At 63.9% G+C, this 15,063-nt stretch carries 13 protein-coding genes; 9 read left to right on the forward strand and 4 right to left on the reverse strand.

The genetic code is table 11. The features are described 5' to 3' along the window. The 5 genes from PQ467_RS21785 (at position 1) to PQ467_RS21805 (ending at position 3,892) form a co-directional block, all read left to right on the forward strand. Entirely contained in the window at positions 1–1,194 is a 1,194-nt protein-coding gene (locus PQ467_RS21785) for an NAD(P)/FAD-dependent oxidoreductase (RefSeq protein WP_274176569.1), read from the forward strand. Beyond that, positions 1,191–1,484: a 2Fe-2S iron-sulfur cluster-binding protein gene (locus PQ467_RS21790; RefSeq protein ID WP_274176570.1), complete on the forward strand. Its 294-nt coding sequence runs from the start codon at positions 1,191–1,193 to the stop codon at positions 1,482–1,484. Before PQ467_RS21785 ends, PQ467_RS21790 begins: the two co-directional genes overlap by 4 nt. Then, complete coding sequence (locus PQ467_RS21795) at positions 1,481–2,863, forward strand: FAD-dependent oxidoreductase (RefSeq protein ID WP_274176571.1); 1,383 nt, start codon at positions 1,481–1,483, stop codon at positions 2,861–2,863. Before PQ467_RS21790 ends, PQ467_RS21795 begins: the two co-directional genes overlap by 4 nt. Positions 2,864–2,964: 101 nt before the next feature. Then, positions 2,965–3,453 (forward strand): VOC family protein, encoded by a 489-nt coding sequence (locus tag PQ467_RS21800; RefSeq protein WP_274176572.1) that lies wholly within the window; start codon positions 2,965–2,967, stop codon positions 3,451–3,453. Positions 3,454–3,481: 28 nt separating this feature from the next. Further along, positions 3,482–3,892: a RidA family protein gene (locus PQ467_RS21805; RefSeq protein WP_274176573.1), complete on the forward strand. Its 411-nt coding sequence runs from the start codon at positions 3,482–3,484 to the stop codon at positions 3,890–3,892. A gap of 44 nt (positions 3,893–3,936) precedes the next feature. On the opposite strand, the gene PQ467_RS21810 is transcribed toward PQ467_RS21805, so the two are convergent. Both PQ467_RS21810 and PQ467_RS21815 read right to left on the reverse strand, forming a co-directional pair. Then, positions 3,937–6,510 carry a glycoside hydrolase family 3 C-terminal domain-containing protein gene (locus PQ467_RS21810; protein WP_274176574.1) on the reverse strand — a complete coding sequence of 858 codons (2,574 nt, stop codon included), beginning with the start codon at positions 6,508–6,510 and terminating at the stop codon, positions 3,937–3,939. Between the two features lie 13 nt (positions 6,511–6,523). After that, positions 6,524–8,728 carry a TonB-dependent receptor gene (locus PQ467_RS21815; protein ID WP_274176575.1) on the reverse strand — a complete coding sequence of 735 codons (2,205 nt, stop codon included), beginning with the start codon at positions 8,726–8,728 and terminating at the stop codon, positions 6,524–6,526. Positions 8,729–9,046: 318 nt separating this feature from the next. On the opposite strand from PQ467_RS21815, the gene PQ467_RS21820 reads away from it, so the two are divergent. From PQ467_RS21820 to PQ467_RS21835, 4 genes are all read left to right on the forward strand, one after another. Then, positions 9,047–9,511, forward strand: a complete 465-nt coding sequence (locus tag PQ467_RS21820) for a MarR family winged helix-turn-helix transcriptional regulator (RefSeq protein ID WP_274176576.1) — start codon at positions 9,047–9,049, stop codon at positions 9,509–9,511. A 75-nt stretch (positions 9,512–9,586) separates the two neighbouring features. Next, positions 9,587–11,890 (forward strand): bifunctional salicylyl-CoA 5-hydroxylase/oxidoreductase, encoded by a 2,304-nt coding sequence (locus PQ467_RS21825; protein ID WP_274177284.1) that lies wholly within the window; start codon positions 9,587–9,589, stop codon positions 11,888–11,890. 12 nt (positions 11,891–11,902) lie between these two features. Next, positions 11,903–12,307 carry an acyl-CoA thioesterase gene (locus PQ467_RS21830; protein WP_274176577.1) on the forward strand — a complete coding sequence of 135 codons (405 nt, stop codon included), beginning with the start codon at positions 11,903–11,905 and terminating at the stop codon, positions 12,305–12,307. A gap of 88 nt (positions 12,308–12,395) precedes the next feature. After that, positions 12,396–12,842 (forward strand): MarR family winged helix-turn-helix transcriptional regulator, encoded by a 447-nt coding sequence (locus tag PQ467_RS21835; protein ID WP_274176578.1) that lies wholly within the window; start codon positions 12,396–12,398, stop codon positions 12,840–12,842. Between the two features lie 30 nt (positions 12,843–12,872). Here the strand turns inward: PQ467_RS21835 and PQ467_RS21840 are convergent, their stop codons facing one another. Both PQ467_RS21840 and PQ467_RS21845 read right to left on the reverse strand, forming a co-directional pair. Further along, positions 12,873–13,784 (reverse strand): fumarylacetoacetate hydrolase family protein, encoded by a 912-nt coding sequence (locus tag PQ467_RS21840; RefSeq protein WP_274176579.1) that lies wholly within the window; start codon positions 13,782–13,784, stop codon positions 12,873–12,875. A 29-nt stretch (positions 13,785–13,813) separates the two neighbouring features. Then, positions 13,814–14,938: a cupin domain-containing protein gene (locus tag PQ467_RS21845; RefSeq protein ID WP_274176580.1), complete on the reverse strand. Its 1,125-nt coding sequence runs from the start codon at positions 14,936–14,938 to the stop codon at positions 13,814–13,816. Between the last annotated feature and the right edge of the window lie 125 nt (positions 14,939–15,063).

The following is a 15,063-nucleotide window of genomic DNA, read 5'->3' on the forward strand; positions in this document are numbered from 1 at the left end:
ATGACGCATGAAGTTCTGATCATCGGCGGCGGCCTGCTGGGCTGTGCGGCGGCGTGGCATCTGGCCCGCGCCGGTCTTGCCCCGCGCCTGATCGAGGCGCGGGGCATCAATGCGGGCGCATCGGGCCAGAATGCAGGCTCGCTGCATTTCCAGATCGAACGGCGTTTCCTCGAACCGGGCGGCACCGCCCATGCGCAGGGCGGCGATATCGTCCGCCTCAATCGTCTGGCCATCGAGGAATGGGCGGGGCTGGAGGATCAGCTTGGCCGCCCGCTCGACATCCACATGCACGGCGGGCTGATGCTGGCCGAAAGCGAGGATGATCTGGCGCTGCTGTCCTTCAAGGTGGCCCGCGAAAACGAACTGGGCCTGCCCACGCAATTGCTCTCAGGGACCGAGGCGCGCGATCTGGTGCCCCGCCTTGCCCCCCATATTTGCGGTGCGGCATGGCTGGCGCGCGAAGGCCATGCCAATCCGCGCATTCTGGCCGATGCCTTTGCCGATGCGGCACGTGCCTCGGGCGCGGCGATCGAAACCGACAGCCGCCTGCTCGACCTGCACCGTGACGGCGATGGCTGGCAGGCCACCATCGAGCAATCGGGCCAAGTCACCACCGCCCGCGCGCGTCATGTCATTCTGGCCACCGGCCACTGGACCGCACGGATCGCGACGCGCATTGGGCTCAACATTCCGCTCTATCTGGCCCCCTTGATGATGAGCGTAACCGACCGGACCGCGCCTTTCCTGCCCTATCTGATCCAGCATGTCGGCAAACGCCTCTCGATGAAGCAGACCGACGACGGCAATATGGTGATCGGCGGCGGCTGGGCCTCTGCGCCGCAAAAGATGGCCGACGGCCTGCCAGATCTCGACGCGCCGCCCCATCTCGTCCCCGACAATCTGCGCGCCAATCTGGCGGTGGCGGCGGGGGTCATACCTTGTCTTCGGGCGCGCAGCCTGATCCGCAGCTGGACCGGCATGACCTGTGTATCGGCCGATCAATTGCCCGTCGTGGGCGAGGTTCCTGCCGCCCCCGGCCTCTATGTCGCGGCGGGCGGATCGATGTTCACGCTGGGGCCGCTGCTCGCACGGATGCTGGCGCGCAGCATTATCGAAAGCGCGATGCCCGACGAAACAACCCTATTCAGCGCCGCCCGCTTTGCCCATCTCAACGCCTTTGTGGTGCCGTCATGAGCCGGCTCGTGCCCGGCGTAACCCGCCCCGCACCATTCGCCATCGCGATCGACGGCGCAATGATCCCGGCCCATCCGGGCGAAACGTTGGCCGCAGCGATGGTTGCCGCCGGGGCATACCGGATGCGCGACGACCGATCCGGCGCTCCGCGTGGGATGTTGTGCAATATGGGCACATGCAGCGAATGTTTCGTGTGGATCGCCATGGAGGATGGATGGCGCCGCCGCCGCGCCTGCCTGACCCTGGCGGAGGACGGCATGCGCATCGCCACGCATGAGGCGCCGCTATGATCGACCCAGCCTTGTTTGACATTGCCATCATCGGCGGCGGCCCCGCCGGACAGGCCGCCGCGCAACAGACGCTGGCCGCGGGCCTTTCCACCACGATGATCGACGAGCAGGCCCGCCCGGGCGGCCAGATCCTGCGCCAGCCCCCTCCCGCCTTTGCGGTCAAAGGATGGATGGCGGGCCGCCTCTATCGCCCGCTGCGCCGCCTGCTCGCTCAAACCGAGGCGGACGCGAGGCTCAAATGGCGGGGCGCAACCAGCGTGGCCGGAATCGAGCGGATCGGCGACCATTTCCGCCTGACCCTCTCGGGGACGCATGGCGGCACGTTGCTGGCGCGGCGGGTGCTGATCGCGGCGGGCTGTTATGACATGCCGGTGGCCATGCCGGGCTGGACCTTGCCCGGCGTGATGAGTGCAGGCGCGGTCCAGACCATGCTCAAATCGCAGCAGGTGGTCGCGGGCCAGCCCATCGTCCTGCTTGGCAGCCATCCCTTGCTGCTGGTGCTGGCCACGCAAATCCTGGACGCGGGGGGCGAGGTCGCGGCGGTGCTGATGCCGCAGACCTATGGTCGGATGGTGCTTGCGGCCTTGCCCTATCTTGCGGGGGCGATGTTCACCCCCGGCCCATTAATGGCGGCGGGGGCGGCTATGGCGCGTCTGCGCCGGGCGGGGGTGCCCCTGATGATGGGCGCGCGCCCTGTCGGCTTTACCGGCGATGGACGGCTGGAAGCGGTCGATTATGCGTGGTGCGGCCGGACCCACCGTATCGCGGCGCAGGCGGCGGCTGTGTCCTATGGCTTCCTGCCCCAATCGGATTTGCCGCGTCAGGTCGGCGCGGCGGTGCGATGGGCGCGGCCTGCGGGCGGATGGGAAACGATTTGCGATGGAGCCATGCGCTCCTCAATCCCGGGCCTTTATGTTGCGGGCGAAACCACCGGCGTGGCGGGCGCGGATGCCGCCATGGCCGAGGGTACGATTGCCGGGATCGCCATGGCGATGGATGCGGGCGCGCGCGCTCCCTTCGATATGGCCCGCGCGCAGGCAAGGCGCGCAAGGCTGCAGCCCTTCATCAACCTCTTGCGCGCCGTGGCCGATCCGGGCGATGTCTGGCCATTGGCCACGCCCGAAACGCTGCTGTGCCGATGCGAGGATATTTCCGTGGCGCAGGTTGCGGCGACCATCGACCGGCTCCCCGCCATGGCCGATGCATCGGCGGTCAAACATCGCTGCCGGATCGGGATGGGCCTGTGTCAGGGGCGGTCTTGCGAACATGCGCTGGTGCGGCGGATTGCCGCTGCGCGCGGCTGCGATCCCGATGCCGTCGCGCCTTTCCGCACGCGCTTTCCGGCGCGGCCGCTGCCCTTTGACGAGATCATCGGCTAAACGTTGCATCAGGCGCAACAATTGCGTCCCGGCGATGTCATTGCTGCGTTCTGCCCCCCTTGTCATCCTCGCCTCCTGCCCAACACACAGGAGCCATCTGCATGACCGAGGCCACCCCTCCCCGCCCCGTTTTCGCCGCCGATCACGTGTCATGGACCGTGGCCGATGCCGAAGCGGTGGCGCGCTTTTACATTGATGTGTTCGGCGCATCCGAATTGTTCCGCATGGGGCCGATTGACGCCGCCGACATTCCCCCCATGCCCGATGGGCGCGACTGGATGGCCGCCCATGTAAATGTACCGGGCGCGCGGCTCACGCTCATCATGCTGCGCCTTACCGAGACTCTCAATTTTCAACTGGTGCAATATGACAAGCCCGATGATCGCAGGCCCACCCTGCCGCGCAATTGCGATGCGGGCGGGCATCATCTGGGGCTGCGGGTCGATGATGTGCCTGCCGCGGCCGCCTATCTGACCGCGCATGGCTGCACCGCGATGGAGATCATCGAGATTTCCGAAGGGCCGCTGGCGGGCAAGAAGAACCTCTATCTGCTCGACCCATGGGGTCATCAGCTTGAAATCGTGGACTGACCCCCTCTTTTTACAACAGGAAACCATCATGACCGCAAAGCGTATCAATCCCGCATCCCTTTATGAAAGCACCCGTTTCGGCTTCTCCCATGCCGCGCTGGATGAAGCCACCGGAACGCTGCACCTGGCGGGGCAAGTGGCGTGGGACAAGGACTACAATGTGGTGGGCGGCGATGATCTGGCCGCGCAAACCCGTCAGGCGCTGGCCAATATCAAGACTGTTCTGGACGAAGCGGGCGCGGGGGTGGGCGATCTGCTGCGCCTGCGCACGTTGATCGTCAATTACGATATGTCCAAGCTGGAGGCCGTGGGCGCTGAACTGGCCGCGTTTTACGGCGATGTTCTGCCCGCACCCAACACGATTGTCGGGGTTCAGGCGCTGGCCCTGCCCGATTTCCTGATCGAGATCGAGGCGGTCGCGGTGCTGCCCCAGGGTTGAACCGAAAGAAGGGCCGCTCCGGGTGGAGAGCGGCCCTTCCCGTTTTAGCGCGACAGATTTGCCGACAAAGGCAGGTCGCGCGAACTGTTGCCGATAAACACCCGCATGGTTCCGGCGGGAACCTTCCACGCATGGGCCTTGTCATCCCACACCGACAGATCGCGGCGCGTAAGGGCAAAGCTGACCTCGCGCGCCTCGCCCGGCGCCAGTTCGACACGGGCAAAGCCCTTGAGCTGGCGTGGCGGCTCACCGGCCGCGGCGGGCATGGCCAGATAGAGCTGGGCCACCTCGGCCCCTGCCCGCGCGCCAAGGTTGCGGACCTGCGCGCGCACCTGCCACCCATCGCCCCGGCGCGTGGCCTTGATCCCGGAAAAGCCGAAATGGGTATAGGACAGTCCAAAACCAAAGGGATAAAGCGGGGTCAACCCTTTGGCATCATACCAGCGATAGCCCACCAGCAGACCCTCGCTGTAATCGGCGCTCGTACCCTTACCCGGATAGCGCGCGGAACCATCGGCAGGCCCATGCACCTCGTCGGCAGGGAAGGTCACGGTCAGCTTGCCCGAAGGATTGGCCGCCCCGGTCAACAGGCGCGCGATGGCGGGGCCCGCCACCTCGCCCGGATACCAGCCCGCGACGATGCCCGCGACCTTGTCGCGCCATGGCATCAAGACCGGACCCGCCGTGTGCAACACCACCACCGTGCGCGGGTTGGCCTTGGCCACCGCCTCGATCAGCGCATCCTGATCGCCGGGCAGGCGCAGGTCGGTGCGGTCGGCGCCTTCGGAGACATGATCGGCCACGAACACAACCGCGACATCGGCCTTGGCCGCTGCGGCCACGGCGTCCGCGATCAGGCTCGGGTCGGGCGCCTGCCACCCCACGCGCAATTCGGGGGGCGAGAGGGTGGGCGCGGTCGAATAGTCCAGCTCGAAGGAAACAGGCTTGCCCGCCTCCAGTGTGATCGTGCCATGCGTGGTCAGGCGGAAATTCTGCTTGGGCGTATAGGCCACCTCGCGCCCATCAATGCGGAGGCGGATTTCACCCCCGCCATTGAGCGAGAAGCGGTAGATCCCGCCCACCGGAGGCACCAGAGTGCCACGCCAGCGCGCGGAAAAGATGCTGCCCAGTTCCTTGGTCCCGGCCTGCTCATAATCAATCGCGGCTTCGGCGCGGGTCAGGGCGGGCTTGCCGGAAAAATCGGGCGAGGCGTAATAGGTGGCGGTCAGATCGCGCAGCGCCGAGGCGGGAATGGCAGGCAATGGCGCAATGCCCAGCGTGCCAGGCGCATAATCGACCTTAACGCTTTCAGGCAGGGCAGCGCGGATCGCGGCGCGCGGGGCCATTGGCTTGATCTCGTCATTCTTGACAAAACCGCCATAGCGCTCGGTGGTCTGGACATGCTCGCCCGCATCATCGCCGATGATCGCCACCCGCGAAAGACCCGCGCCCAGCGGCAGCACGCCGCCCTGATTGCGCAGCAACACGCTGCCCTCCTGTGCGATCCGTTGCGAGAGCGCGAGATGGGCGGGCGAGCGGGCCTGCGCATTGGCATCGCCCTTGACCGGGCGGTCGATCACGCCCAGCCGGAACATCGGCGTCAGGATGTGGCGCAGCAGAGTGTCAATATCCTCGCCCGTCACCTCGCCCTTGGCCAGCGCCTTGCGCAGGGGCGGGCCGTAGAATTCGGCGAAACCAAAGGGACTGGGGCCTCCGGGCATGGAGATGTCCATGCCCGCCTTCACGCTGGCCACGGTGCTGCGATGGGCGAAATACCAGTCGGAGACGACAAAGCCGTCAAAGCCCCAGCCGCGCAACTGATCGAGCGCCGCCTTGTTTTCGCAGGCATAGGTGCCGTTGAAGCGGTTATAGGCGCACATGATCGATCCGGCACCCGCGCGGCGCACCACGGCCTCAAAGGCTGGGAAATAGATCTCGTTCAGGGCGCGCTCGCTGACGCGCGCATCAATGGCCTCATAGGCGGGCGCGTCGCCAAGGCGCAGCCATTCCTGATTGTTGGCGGCAAAATGCTTGGGCGTGGCCAGAACGCCCTGCGCCTGAATGCCCGCCGTGATCGCCGCCCCGCCGATGGCGGTCAGATAGGGGTCCTCGCTGAGCGTTTCGGCGATGCGGCCCCATTTGGGCGTGCGGATGATGTTGATTGTGGGGGCCAGCACGACATTGCGCCCCTTGGCCGCATGTTCGCGCCCCAGCGCGGCGCCAAATTCCTGCATCAGACCCGCGTTCCACGTGCTGGCCACCATCAGCGGCGCGGGAAATTGCGTCACCCCCACCATGCCATTGCCCACGCCCGCCGGACCATCGCCCATGCACAGCGCGGGCAGGCCAAGACGCGGCAGGCCCGAAATATGCCCGACACAAGGGTTCACCCCCGTGCCATTGCCATCGAGCACCGTATCGCCCTGAAGCAGCCCCAGCTTTTCATCCAGCGTCATGGCCGAGATCAGCATCCGGGCGCGATCCGCCGGGCTGCGATGGGCATCCATCCACGGCCCGGTGGTTTGCGCCGAAACATTCCCCCACCCCGCTGTTCCGCAGAGTGCCGCCCCGGCCATCAGGACAAGACGAAAAGACGAAACAGCAGAGTGGGAAAACATCGACTTTACTCTTTTAGAACTTCACCGAACCCGACAGGGTGATCGTGCGCGGGCGGCTGACATAATAGCCCAGCGGATAGACGCCCGGTACGATTTCGTTGAAATTGATGACGGTCTGGTTGTTTGACAGGTTGGTGGCGTTCAGATTGACCGCCCATGCATCCTTGCTGATCCCGGCGCGCAGGCCGATCAGCCAGTAGCCGTTGAGGTGCTGCCAATTGGCGATGGTCGAATTGAACTTGGTGTCCATCGGCCCCTGATAGGTGGCATCCGCGCCGATCGTGCCCATCAGGCCGCCTGATCCCACGGGCGCCGAATAGCTGATCCCCGTGGCGCCCGACCATGTGGGCACATAAGGGATATGATCGCCCTTGCGCCCCGTCGAGGCCACCGGATTGTCGCGGTCCAGCTTGGCGTTGCTGTAGTTCAGGCTGCCCGTCAGGCGCAGGCCGGGGATCGGGCGCGCGTCCACTTCGGCCTCGAAACCGGTCACGCTGGCCTTGCCGCCATTGCCGATATAGCCAAACGAGACGGTGCCATTCGAGGCCTGTTGCGAGACCTGAATGTTTGACCAGTCAATGTAATAGACCGCCCCGTTCAAATAGAGCTTGCGGTCGAGCAGCGCGTTTTTGAGGCCGAATTCATAGGACCACAGCTGATCCGAGCCATAGCCGTCGGGGATGACCACATTGGCCAGCGCGGCCGCCGTCTGGTCATTGGTGCCGCCCGAGCGATAGCCCTGCGCGATTTGAACATAGGCGTTGGTGTTCCTGCTGACCTTATAGGCCAGGTTGAAGCGGCCGATCACGCCCTGATCCTTGGTACGCAAGGTGGGACCGGCGCCTGGGCCCGCACCGCCGCCCGCAGCGACCAGCGCCACGGATTGCTGCTCCAGCTTGAAGTCGAACCAGCGCGCGCCCGCCGTAAATGTCAGATCAGGCAGGATCCTGTAGCTGAGTTCGCCAAAGAGCGCGCGCTCGCGGATCTGCGTGTTGACCGTGCGGTCGAGCAGAAGGGCGGCATTGGCCGGGATATTGCCGCTGGTGTCGGCCTTGGGCCAGGACGAGCGGTAATAGCGGTCCTCGTTCTGCATAAAGGCGCCGACCAGCAATTGAAGCGGTCCCTTGAAGTCCGAGGCGAAGCGCAGTTCGGCACTGTCCACCTTGCGGTGCTTGTTCTGGACCAGCGCGCTGCGGCCCGTGTTGTCATAGGGTAGGCCAAAGAAGGCCTGCGCCGCCAGCGAGGCATCGCGCACGAATCCGGTGTCTCGGATGAAGCGCGAACCCGTTGCCGTCACCGTGCCGAAGGGACGCTTGTAATTGGCGGTGACGTTATAGATCTCGCTCTTGTCATCATAGGGCGAGCGCACCACGTCGGCCTGATAGTTGGCCGGCAGCGCCGCACCGCCAAAGCTTTGAAGATTATAGTAGTTCTTCGCGTCCTGATGCACCTTTTGATACATCATCATCGTGTCGATGGTCAGGTCATCGGTGGCCTTCAGGCGGGTGGAAAGACGCGCAGCCTTGCTCTTTTCCGCATTCGCGCCCTTTTCAAAACGGTTGCTGATCCAGCCCGGCAGATCAGCATAGAAACCCGATGCGCGCACCGCAAAGCGGCCGGGAATAACCGGAATATTCACCGCCCCATCGGTCTGCATGCCAAGATCCGCGCCCTTGGTGGTGCGAATACCGCCCTGAACATAGCCGGTCACCTTGTCCAGATCGGGCTTGGCGGTAATGTAGCGCATCGTGCCCGCCATCGAACTGGCGCCAAAGGTGGTGCCCTGCGGGCCTTTCAGAACTTCAACGCGGTCGATGTCGAACAGCTTGATATCGGGGGCCTGACCGCCGCCATCCTGCGAGTTTTCGCCGGTGATGACCACTTCGTCCAGATAGAGCCCGACCGTGCCCGCGCCGCTGGCGTTGATGCCGCGCACCACATAGCGCTTGTCGCCCGGACCTTCGTCCTGAACCGAAAGGCCCGGCACGGTGCGATAGAAATCGGCGAAATCAATCGCACCCTTGGCCTGGAGATCGGCCCCGCCGATCGCCTGCACGGCAATCGGGGTGGCCTGAATGGTCGAGGCGCTGCGCTTGGTGGCGGTCACAACAATGCCGTCGCTCGCAGGCGCGGCCTGCTCTGCATAGGCGGGCAAAGCAAAAATCATGAGACTGCTGGTCGCGGCTAAACGAAAGCCGATCTGCTTGGAGTAGCGCATATTATTCCCTGCCTTGATAAAGTGGAGGACTCTTGCCGCCTGCGAGCCTCCGGCTGTTGATCCGCCGGATAGCCACGGAAATGTCATAGAAGGCGTCGCTGCGCTCAATGCATAATATTGTTCACTTTCGTTGCTCTGTGCGCAACATATGCGAAGGGCTTGCCCGATCCTCTGACAGGGAAATGCGCGGCCCATTCAATACGCGAAGTGCGCAAGGCAAGTGCCGCGCCATCACTCTTGATGTGTATGTGATTGGCATTAAAGGCGCGAAGGGGAATACAATGCGTCCCCGGTGGCCGCTGATGAAGGAAAGCGCGGATGAGCGAGGATTTACGCAAACTTGGCGATCCCGGATCGGAGAAATTCCGCGTCGAGGCCTACCCCTTCTATCTGCTGAACCGTGCGGCGAGCCGGTACAATGTTGTGATCGAATCGCAATTGCGCCCGATAGGCATCGACATCCCGACATGGCGCGTGCTGATGATTTTGGGCGAGCATGAGCCTTTGCCCATCGCGCAGGTGGCCAAATCGGCGGTCATCAACATTTCCACCATGATGCGCATCGTCGAACGCATGACCAAGGCGGAATTGATCACCACCCAGCCGAGCGAAACCGACGGCCGCGTGACCGAGTTGCTGCTCAGCGATCTGGGGCGCGAGAAGCTGGCGGCCGCGCGCGAGGCGACCTCGCCGGTTTATCACAAGGTCATTCGCGGCATCAGCGCGGGTGAATTTGCGCAATTGCTCGATCTGCTGGGACGTCTACACGACAATCTGGAGTAAAGGCCGCGCACAAAGCGAATCAACTTGCACGTGCAACCAATTTGCTTTAAGCCTAAAGCAAATTGGAGGTGCATGATGCGTGTTGCCTGTCTGGGCGGCGGTCCCGCCGGTCTTTATTTTGCCATTTCGATGAAGCTGCGCGATCCGGCGCATGAGATCGACGTTTTCGAACGCAACCGCGCGGGCGACACTTTCGGCTGGGGCGTGGTCTTTTCCGACCAGACGGTCGAAAACCTGACCGCGAATGATCCGGCAAGTGCCGCCATCATCGCCGACAATTTCGCGCATTGGGACGATATCACCGTGGCGATGGGCGATCGGTCGATCACCTCATCGGGCCATGGCTTCATCGGCATCGGGCGCAAGCGCCTGCTCCAGATCCTGACGGCGCGGGCGCTGGAGCTGGGCGTGCGGGTGCATTTCGAAAACGAATTTTCCTCCGATCTGTCGGCCTATGGCGATTATGACCTGATCGTGACGGCCGATGGAATCAACAGCGCGATCCGCACCGCCCACGAGGACAAGTTTGGCGTCGATATCCAGACCCGCCGCAACAAGTTCTGCTGGCTGGGCACGACGCGCCTGTTCGATGCCTTCGCCTTTCTGTTCGAAAAGACCGAGCATGGCTGGGTCTGGGCCCATGCCTATCGTTTTGACGCCACCCATTCGACCTTCATCGTCGAATGCTCGCCCGAGACATGGGAAGGGCTGGGCCTCGACAAAATGGAACAGGCGCAAAGCATCGCCTTTTGCGAAAAGCTCTTCGCGCGCCATCTCGACGGCCATGCGCTCATCACCAATGCGGGCCATTTGCGCGGCTCTGCGGCATGGATCAATTTCCGTCGTATCCTTTGCAACACATGGTCCTTCGACAATGTCGTGCTGCTGGGCGATGCGGCGCATACCGCGCATTTCTCGATCGGTTCGGGCACGAAACTGGCGCTGGAGGATGCGATCAAGCTGGCGCAGGTGCTCAGCCGCCCCGGCATGGCCGATCCGGCCAATCTGCGCGAGGCTCTGGCCGAATATGAAGCTGAGCGCCACGTTGAGGTGCTGAAAATCCAGAACAGCGCGCGCAATTCGACCGACTGGTTCGAAACGCTCGACCGCTATCTCGATTTCGACCTGCCGCAATTCGCCTATTCGCTGATGACCCGTTCACAGCGCGTCGCTCATGAAAATCTGCGCCTGCGCGACAAGGCGTGGCTGGAAAGCCTCGAACGCTGGTTCTGGGCGGGCAATGAGGGCCGCAATACCCCGGTCCAGCCGATGTTCACGCCGTTTACGCTGCGCGATCTGACGCTGGCCAATCGCGTGGTCGTGCCCCCGATGCTGACCTACAGCGCGGAACCCGATGGCCATGCGACCATGTTCCACGACGTGCATTACGGCGCACGCGCGCTGGGCGGGGCGGGCCTTGTCATCACCGAAATGCTCGCTGTCTCGCCCGAAGGACGCGCCACCTCGGCCTGCCCCGGCCTGTGGGAGGACGGCCAGATCGACCGCTGGCGCGCGATCAACGCCTTTGCCCATCAGCATACCGCCGCGAAAACCTGCGCCCAATTGGGCCATGCGGGCGCGCGGGCCTCGTGCCGTCCGGGGCATGAAGGCTATGATGTGCCACTCTCCGATCCCTGGCCGATCCTCTCGGCCAGCGCGCAGGCATGGCGCGAGGGCGGCCTGACCCCCGCCGCCCTGACCGAGGCGGATATGGAGCGCATCCTTGCCGACTTCACCGCCGCCACGCGCCGGGCGGACGCCGCCGGTTTCGACATGATCGAGCTTCAGGCGGGCCATGGCTTCCTGCTTTCCGGCTTTATCACCCCGGTGATGAACAGGCGCGAGGATGCCTATGGCGGATCGCTGGAAAACCGCCTGCGCTTCCCGCTGCGCGTGGCCTCGGCGGTGCGCGCGGCATGGCCTGCGGGCAAGCCGATGGCCGTGCGCATCTCGGCCAACGACTGGGTGGGTGAGGCTGGCGTGACGCCTGTCGAGGCGGTGGCCATTGCCGAAGCCTTCAAGGCCGTGGGCGTGGACATCATCGACGTATCGGCCGGGGAAACCGCGCCGCGCGCGCGCCCCACCTATGGCCGCATGTTCCAGACCCCCTTTGCCGACCAGATCCGCAATGAAGCCCATATGCCCACCATGGCCGTGGGCAACATCACCCAGCCGGACCAGATCAATTCCATCCTGATGGCGGGCCGTGCCGATCTGGTGGCGGTGGGGCGGCCCCATCTGGTCGATCCATCATGGACCTTGCACGCGGCGGCACAGGCGGGCGAAGAGGGGCAATTCGTTCCCGCGCCTTACGCGTTGGGGCAAGTGCAGGCGCGGCAATTGGCCGGACAGGCCCGCGACAGCGCCCAGCGCGCATAAGGAGAAGCCGAGATGCCTTTCAACCTGACCCTGCCGGTGCGGTTTGCCGATGTCGATCCGGCAGGGATCGTCTTCTATCCGCGCTATTTCGAAATGCTCAACGCGCTGGTCGAGGACTGGTTCGCCACGCTGGGTTTCCCCTTCAAGCTGATCCATATGGAAGGCAAGATGGGCGTCCCCACGGTCCGGCTGGAGGTCGATTTCATCGCGCCCAGCGAGTTGGGCGAGAGCCTTGACCTGGCGCTGGAGATCACCAAGCTGGGCAAGAGCAGTTGCCAGTTGGCGATCACTTTTGCCTGCGAAGGGCAGGTGCGGTTGAAGGCGCTGGTGGTGCTGGTGTGCATGGATCTGGGGGCACGGCAATCGATGCCATGGCCCGACAGCCTGCGTGAAGGCATGAACGCCTATTGCGCCTGAACAGGCTTGCCGCCCGGCCCCACGCCACCTAAACGCAACAGGACGGCTCGCCCCCACCGGGCGGGCCGTTTGCTATGGCGAGGATGTGATGGACGACGCGGAAAGGCGGCTGGAACTGCGGGTGTGGATACGCTTGCTCGACTGCGCCAAGCTGGTGGAAAAGCAATTGCGCCGCAATTTTCAGGAACAGTTCGACACCACCCTGCCTCGTTTCGACGTTCTGGCCGCGCTGGACCGCGCGCCCGAGGGGCTGACCATGGGCGATATTTCACGCGCGCTGCTGGTGTCCAACGGCAATGTCACCTCGATCGTGCGGCAATTGGGCGAACAGGGCATGATCGCATCCCGCCCCGACCCCCATGACCGCCGCGCCGCCATTGTGAGCCTGACCGAGGCGGGCCGTGCCCATTTCAAGACGCTGGCCGATGCGCACAGCCGATGGGTGCATGAGGCGCTGTCCTGCTTTCCCGCCGACCAGCAGGCGCATCTGCTCGCCCTGCTCGACCAGCTCAAGACATCCATCCGCGCGCAATAAAAAGGGGAGGCTCTCGCCTCCCCCTCTCGATCAGCCCGCCACGACCGGATGGCGCAGCGTGCCGATGCCTTCGACGCTGGCCACGATGATGTCGCCCGGCCAGACCCACTCCTGCGGGTCCATGCCGGCGCCAACGCCGGCGGGCGTGCCGGTGGCGATGATGTCGCCCGGCTCCAGCGTGATGCCCTGCGAAATGTCGGCCACCAGTTCATCGACCTTGAACAGCATATAGGCGGTGTTGCTGCGCTGCTTTTCCACGCCATTGACGGTCAGCCACAGGTCGAGCGTCTGGGGATCGGGAATTTCATCGGCGGTGACGATGCATGGGCCCATCGGCGCGAACGTGTCCTGCCCCTTGGAATAGATCCACTGGCCCGCGCGGCGGCAATCGCGCGCGCTCATGTCGATGCAGACGGTATAGCCGAACACGTATTTCAGCGCGTTTTCGCGGCTGACGCCCTTGGCGCGCGTGCCGATGATCGCGGCCAGTTCGACTTCCCAGTCGAGCTGCTGGGTGATGGCGGCATTATGAACGATGGCGTCATCGGGGCCGATCACGCTGGTCGGCGGCTTGGAGAAGATCACCGGCTGACGCGGCAATTCGGCCGAAGTGTCGAGCGACTTGGCGCTTTCGGCCACGTGTTCGGTGTAATTCAGGCCGATGCCGAAGATGTTCTTGCGCGGGCGCGGGATCGGGGCCAGCAGCTTGACATTGGCCAGCGGCAGCGCAGTGCCCATAGGGAAAACGCCCTCGGTTTCGGCAATCAGCTTGCCGGTGATCTTCACCGCCTGCGGGCCAAGGTCGATGAATTCCAGCATGGTCGAGGGCAGCGGCACGCCGCATTCCTCGCCGAACATTTCCAGATCGAGGACCAGATCCCCGACCAGAGCGCCAAGGCGCGCTTCGGCCTCAACGTGAGAACGATAGGTAACAAGACGCATGGGGGGTTCCTCAGGCTAGAAAAGGAAAATCAGGCGAGAATGGGCTGGTGGCCGTGGTTTTCGCCAAAGGCTTCTTCGCGATAGATGCCCAAAGAGCGCATCACCGGCAGATCGTTGAAGGTGAACAGGCAGGCGTCATCCGTGTCCGACAGATTGACATGCTCATGCCAGCACCAGCTTGGCACGACGAAAATGTCGCGTTCCTGCCAATCGAAACGCTGGCCATTGATGATCGAATAGCCGCGCCCCTTGGCGCATTGATAGACAAAGCTGCCGGTGTGGCGATGGGCCTTGGTGTGTTGCCCTGCACGCAGCATCTGCATTGATGCGCCGATCGTGGGCATCACCGGCCCGCCCGTATGCGGGTTCACATATTCCATCAGCAGCCCGTCATAGGGCGAACCTTCCGACACGGCGGCATAGCGCAGCAGCGCCTCATAGGTCGGCCCCCACTCATATTTGAGCAGCGGCGAATAGGGCTTTGCCCATTGCACCCCGGCGGGGCGCAGCGCCGAACCCGCCCACATGCCCAGCGAGTCATTGACCGGGAAGGAAATCGCCTGCTGAAGCTCGGGGTGGACCTCGTAGAAATTGGCGTCCAGCGCGTTCATCAGCGGAATGTCCAGCCCGTCCTGCCAGATGCAGACGGTGCCATCTTCCGACACGCCGTGTTCATGCCACGTGCCGTTGGGAGTCAGCACAAAATCATTGGCGCCCAACGTCATCTTGTGCCCATCGACATTGGTGAAGGCGCCGCTGCCCTCCATGATGAAGCGCAGGGCGGAGGCCGAATGGCGGTGGCTGGACGCGCATTCGCCCGGCCCCATCACTTGCAGGCCCGAATAGAGCCAGCCCACGGCCGCCACCACATCGGCCCGCCCCGGATTTTCGAGGTACACCACGCGCCGCCCCGCCTGTTCGGGCGTCACTAGTTCGAGCGAGCGCAGCACATGCTCGCGCAGATCACGATAGCGCCACAGATAGGGCACCGAGGTCGAGGCCGGTTCCCAAGGCTCGATCTTGTTCGCCACCGTCCACAGCGCACCCGTACCAAGCGATTGCAATCGCTGATAATAGGCGACAAGCTCGGGCGTATCGGCAACATTGGCGCGACCGATGATCTCTTCGCGATACTGGTCATATGTGCTGGCCATGGGCAGGCTCCTGAAGGGAATGGGCGGCGTGATAGTATAGGTTTAAAATATCTTGGCGAAACTGTCAAATGCAAGTAAATTGCCTTTCAGCCTCTCTCCGGCATCCCCCTCTCACTCGTGCAAAA

Origin of the sequence: Novosphingobium sp. KACC 22771 (genome assembly GCF_028736195.1) — a bacterium.
Classification (GTDB): Bacteria; Pseudomonadota; Alphaproteobacteria; order Sphingomonadales; family Sphingomonadaceae; genus Novosphingobium.

Excerpts from the sequence above, each read along its gene's own strand:
- PQ467_RS21785 (WP_274176569.1), top strand. The coding sequence starts at position 1 with ATGACGCATGAAGTTCTGATCATCGGCGGCGGCCTGCTGGGCTGTGCG.
- PQ467_RS21790 (WP_274176570.1), top strand. The coding sequence starts at position 1,191 with ATGAGCCGGCTCGTGCCCGGCGTAACCCGCCCCGCACCATTCGCCATC.
- PQ467_RS21795 (WP_274176571.1), top strand. The coding sequence starts at position 1,481 with ATGATCGACCCAGCCTTGTTTGACATTGCCATCATCGGCGGCGGCCCC.
- PQ467_RS21800 (WP_274176572.1), top strand. The coding sequence starts at position 2,965 with ATGACCGAGGCCACCCCTCCCCGCCCCGTTTTCGCCGCCGATCACGTG.
- PQ467_RS21805 (WP_274176573.1), top strand. The coding sequence starts at position 3,482 with ATGACCGCAAAGCGTATCAATCCCGCATCCCTTTATGAAAGCACCCGT.
- PQ467_RS21810 (WP_274176574.1), bottom strand. The coding sequence starts at position 6,510 with ATGTTTTCCCACTCTGCTGTTTCGTCTTTTCGTCTTGTCCTGATGGCC.
- PQ467_RS21815 (WP_274176575.1), bottom strand. The coding sequence starts at position 8,728 with ATGCGCTACTCCAAGCAGATCGGCTTTCGTTTAGCCGCGACCAGCAGT.
- PQ467_RS21820 (WP_274176576.1), top strand. The coding sequence starts at position 9,047 with ATGAGCGAGGATTTACGCAAACTTGGCGATCCCGGATCGGAGAAATTC.
- PQ467_RS21825 (WP_274177284.1), top strand. The coding sequence starts at position 9,587 with ATGCGTGTTGCCTGTCTGGGCGGCGGTCCCGCCGGTCTTTATTTTGCC.
- PQ467_RS21830 (WP_274176577.1), top strand. The coding sequence starts at position 11,903 with ATGCCTTTCAACCTGACCCTGCCGGTGCGGTTTGCCGATGTCGATCCG.
- PQ467_RS21835 (WP_274176578.1), top strand. The coding sequence starts at position 12,396 with ATGGACGACGCGGAAAGGCGGCTGGAACTGCGGGTGTGGATACGCTTG.
- PQ467_RS21840 (WP_274176579.1), bottom strand. The coding sequence starts at position 13,784 with ATGCGTCTTGTTACCTATCGTTCTCACGTTGAGGCCGAAGCGCGCCTT.
- PQ467_RS21845 (WP_274176580.1), bottom strand. The coding sequence starts at position 14,938 with ATGGCCAGCACATATGACCAGTATCGCGAAGAGATCATCGGTCGCGCC.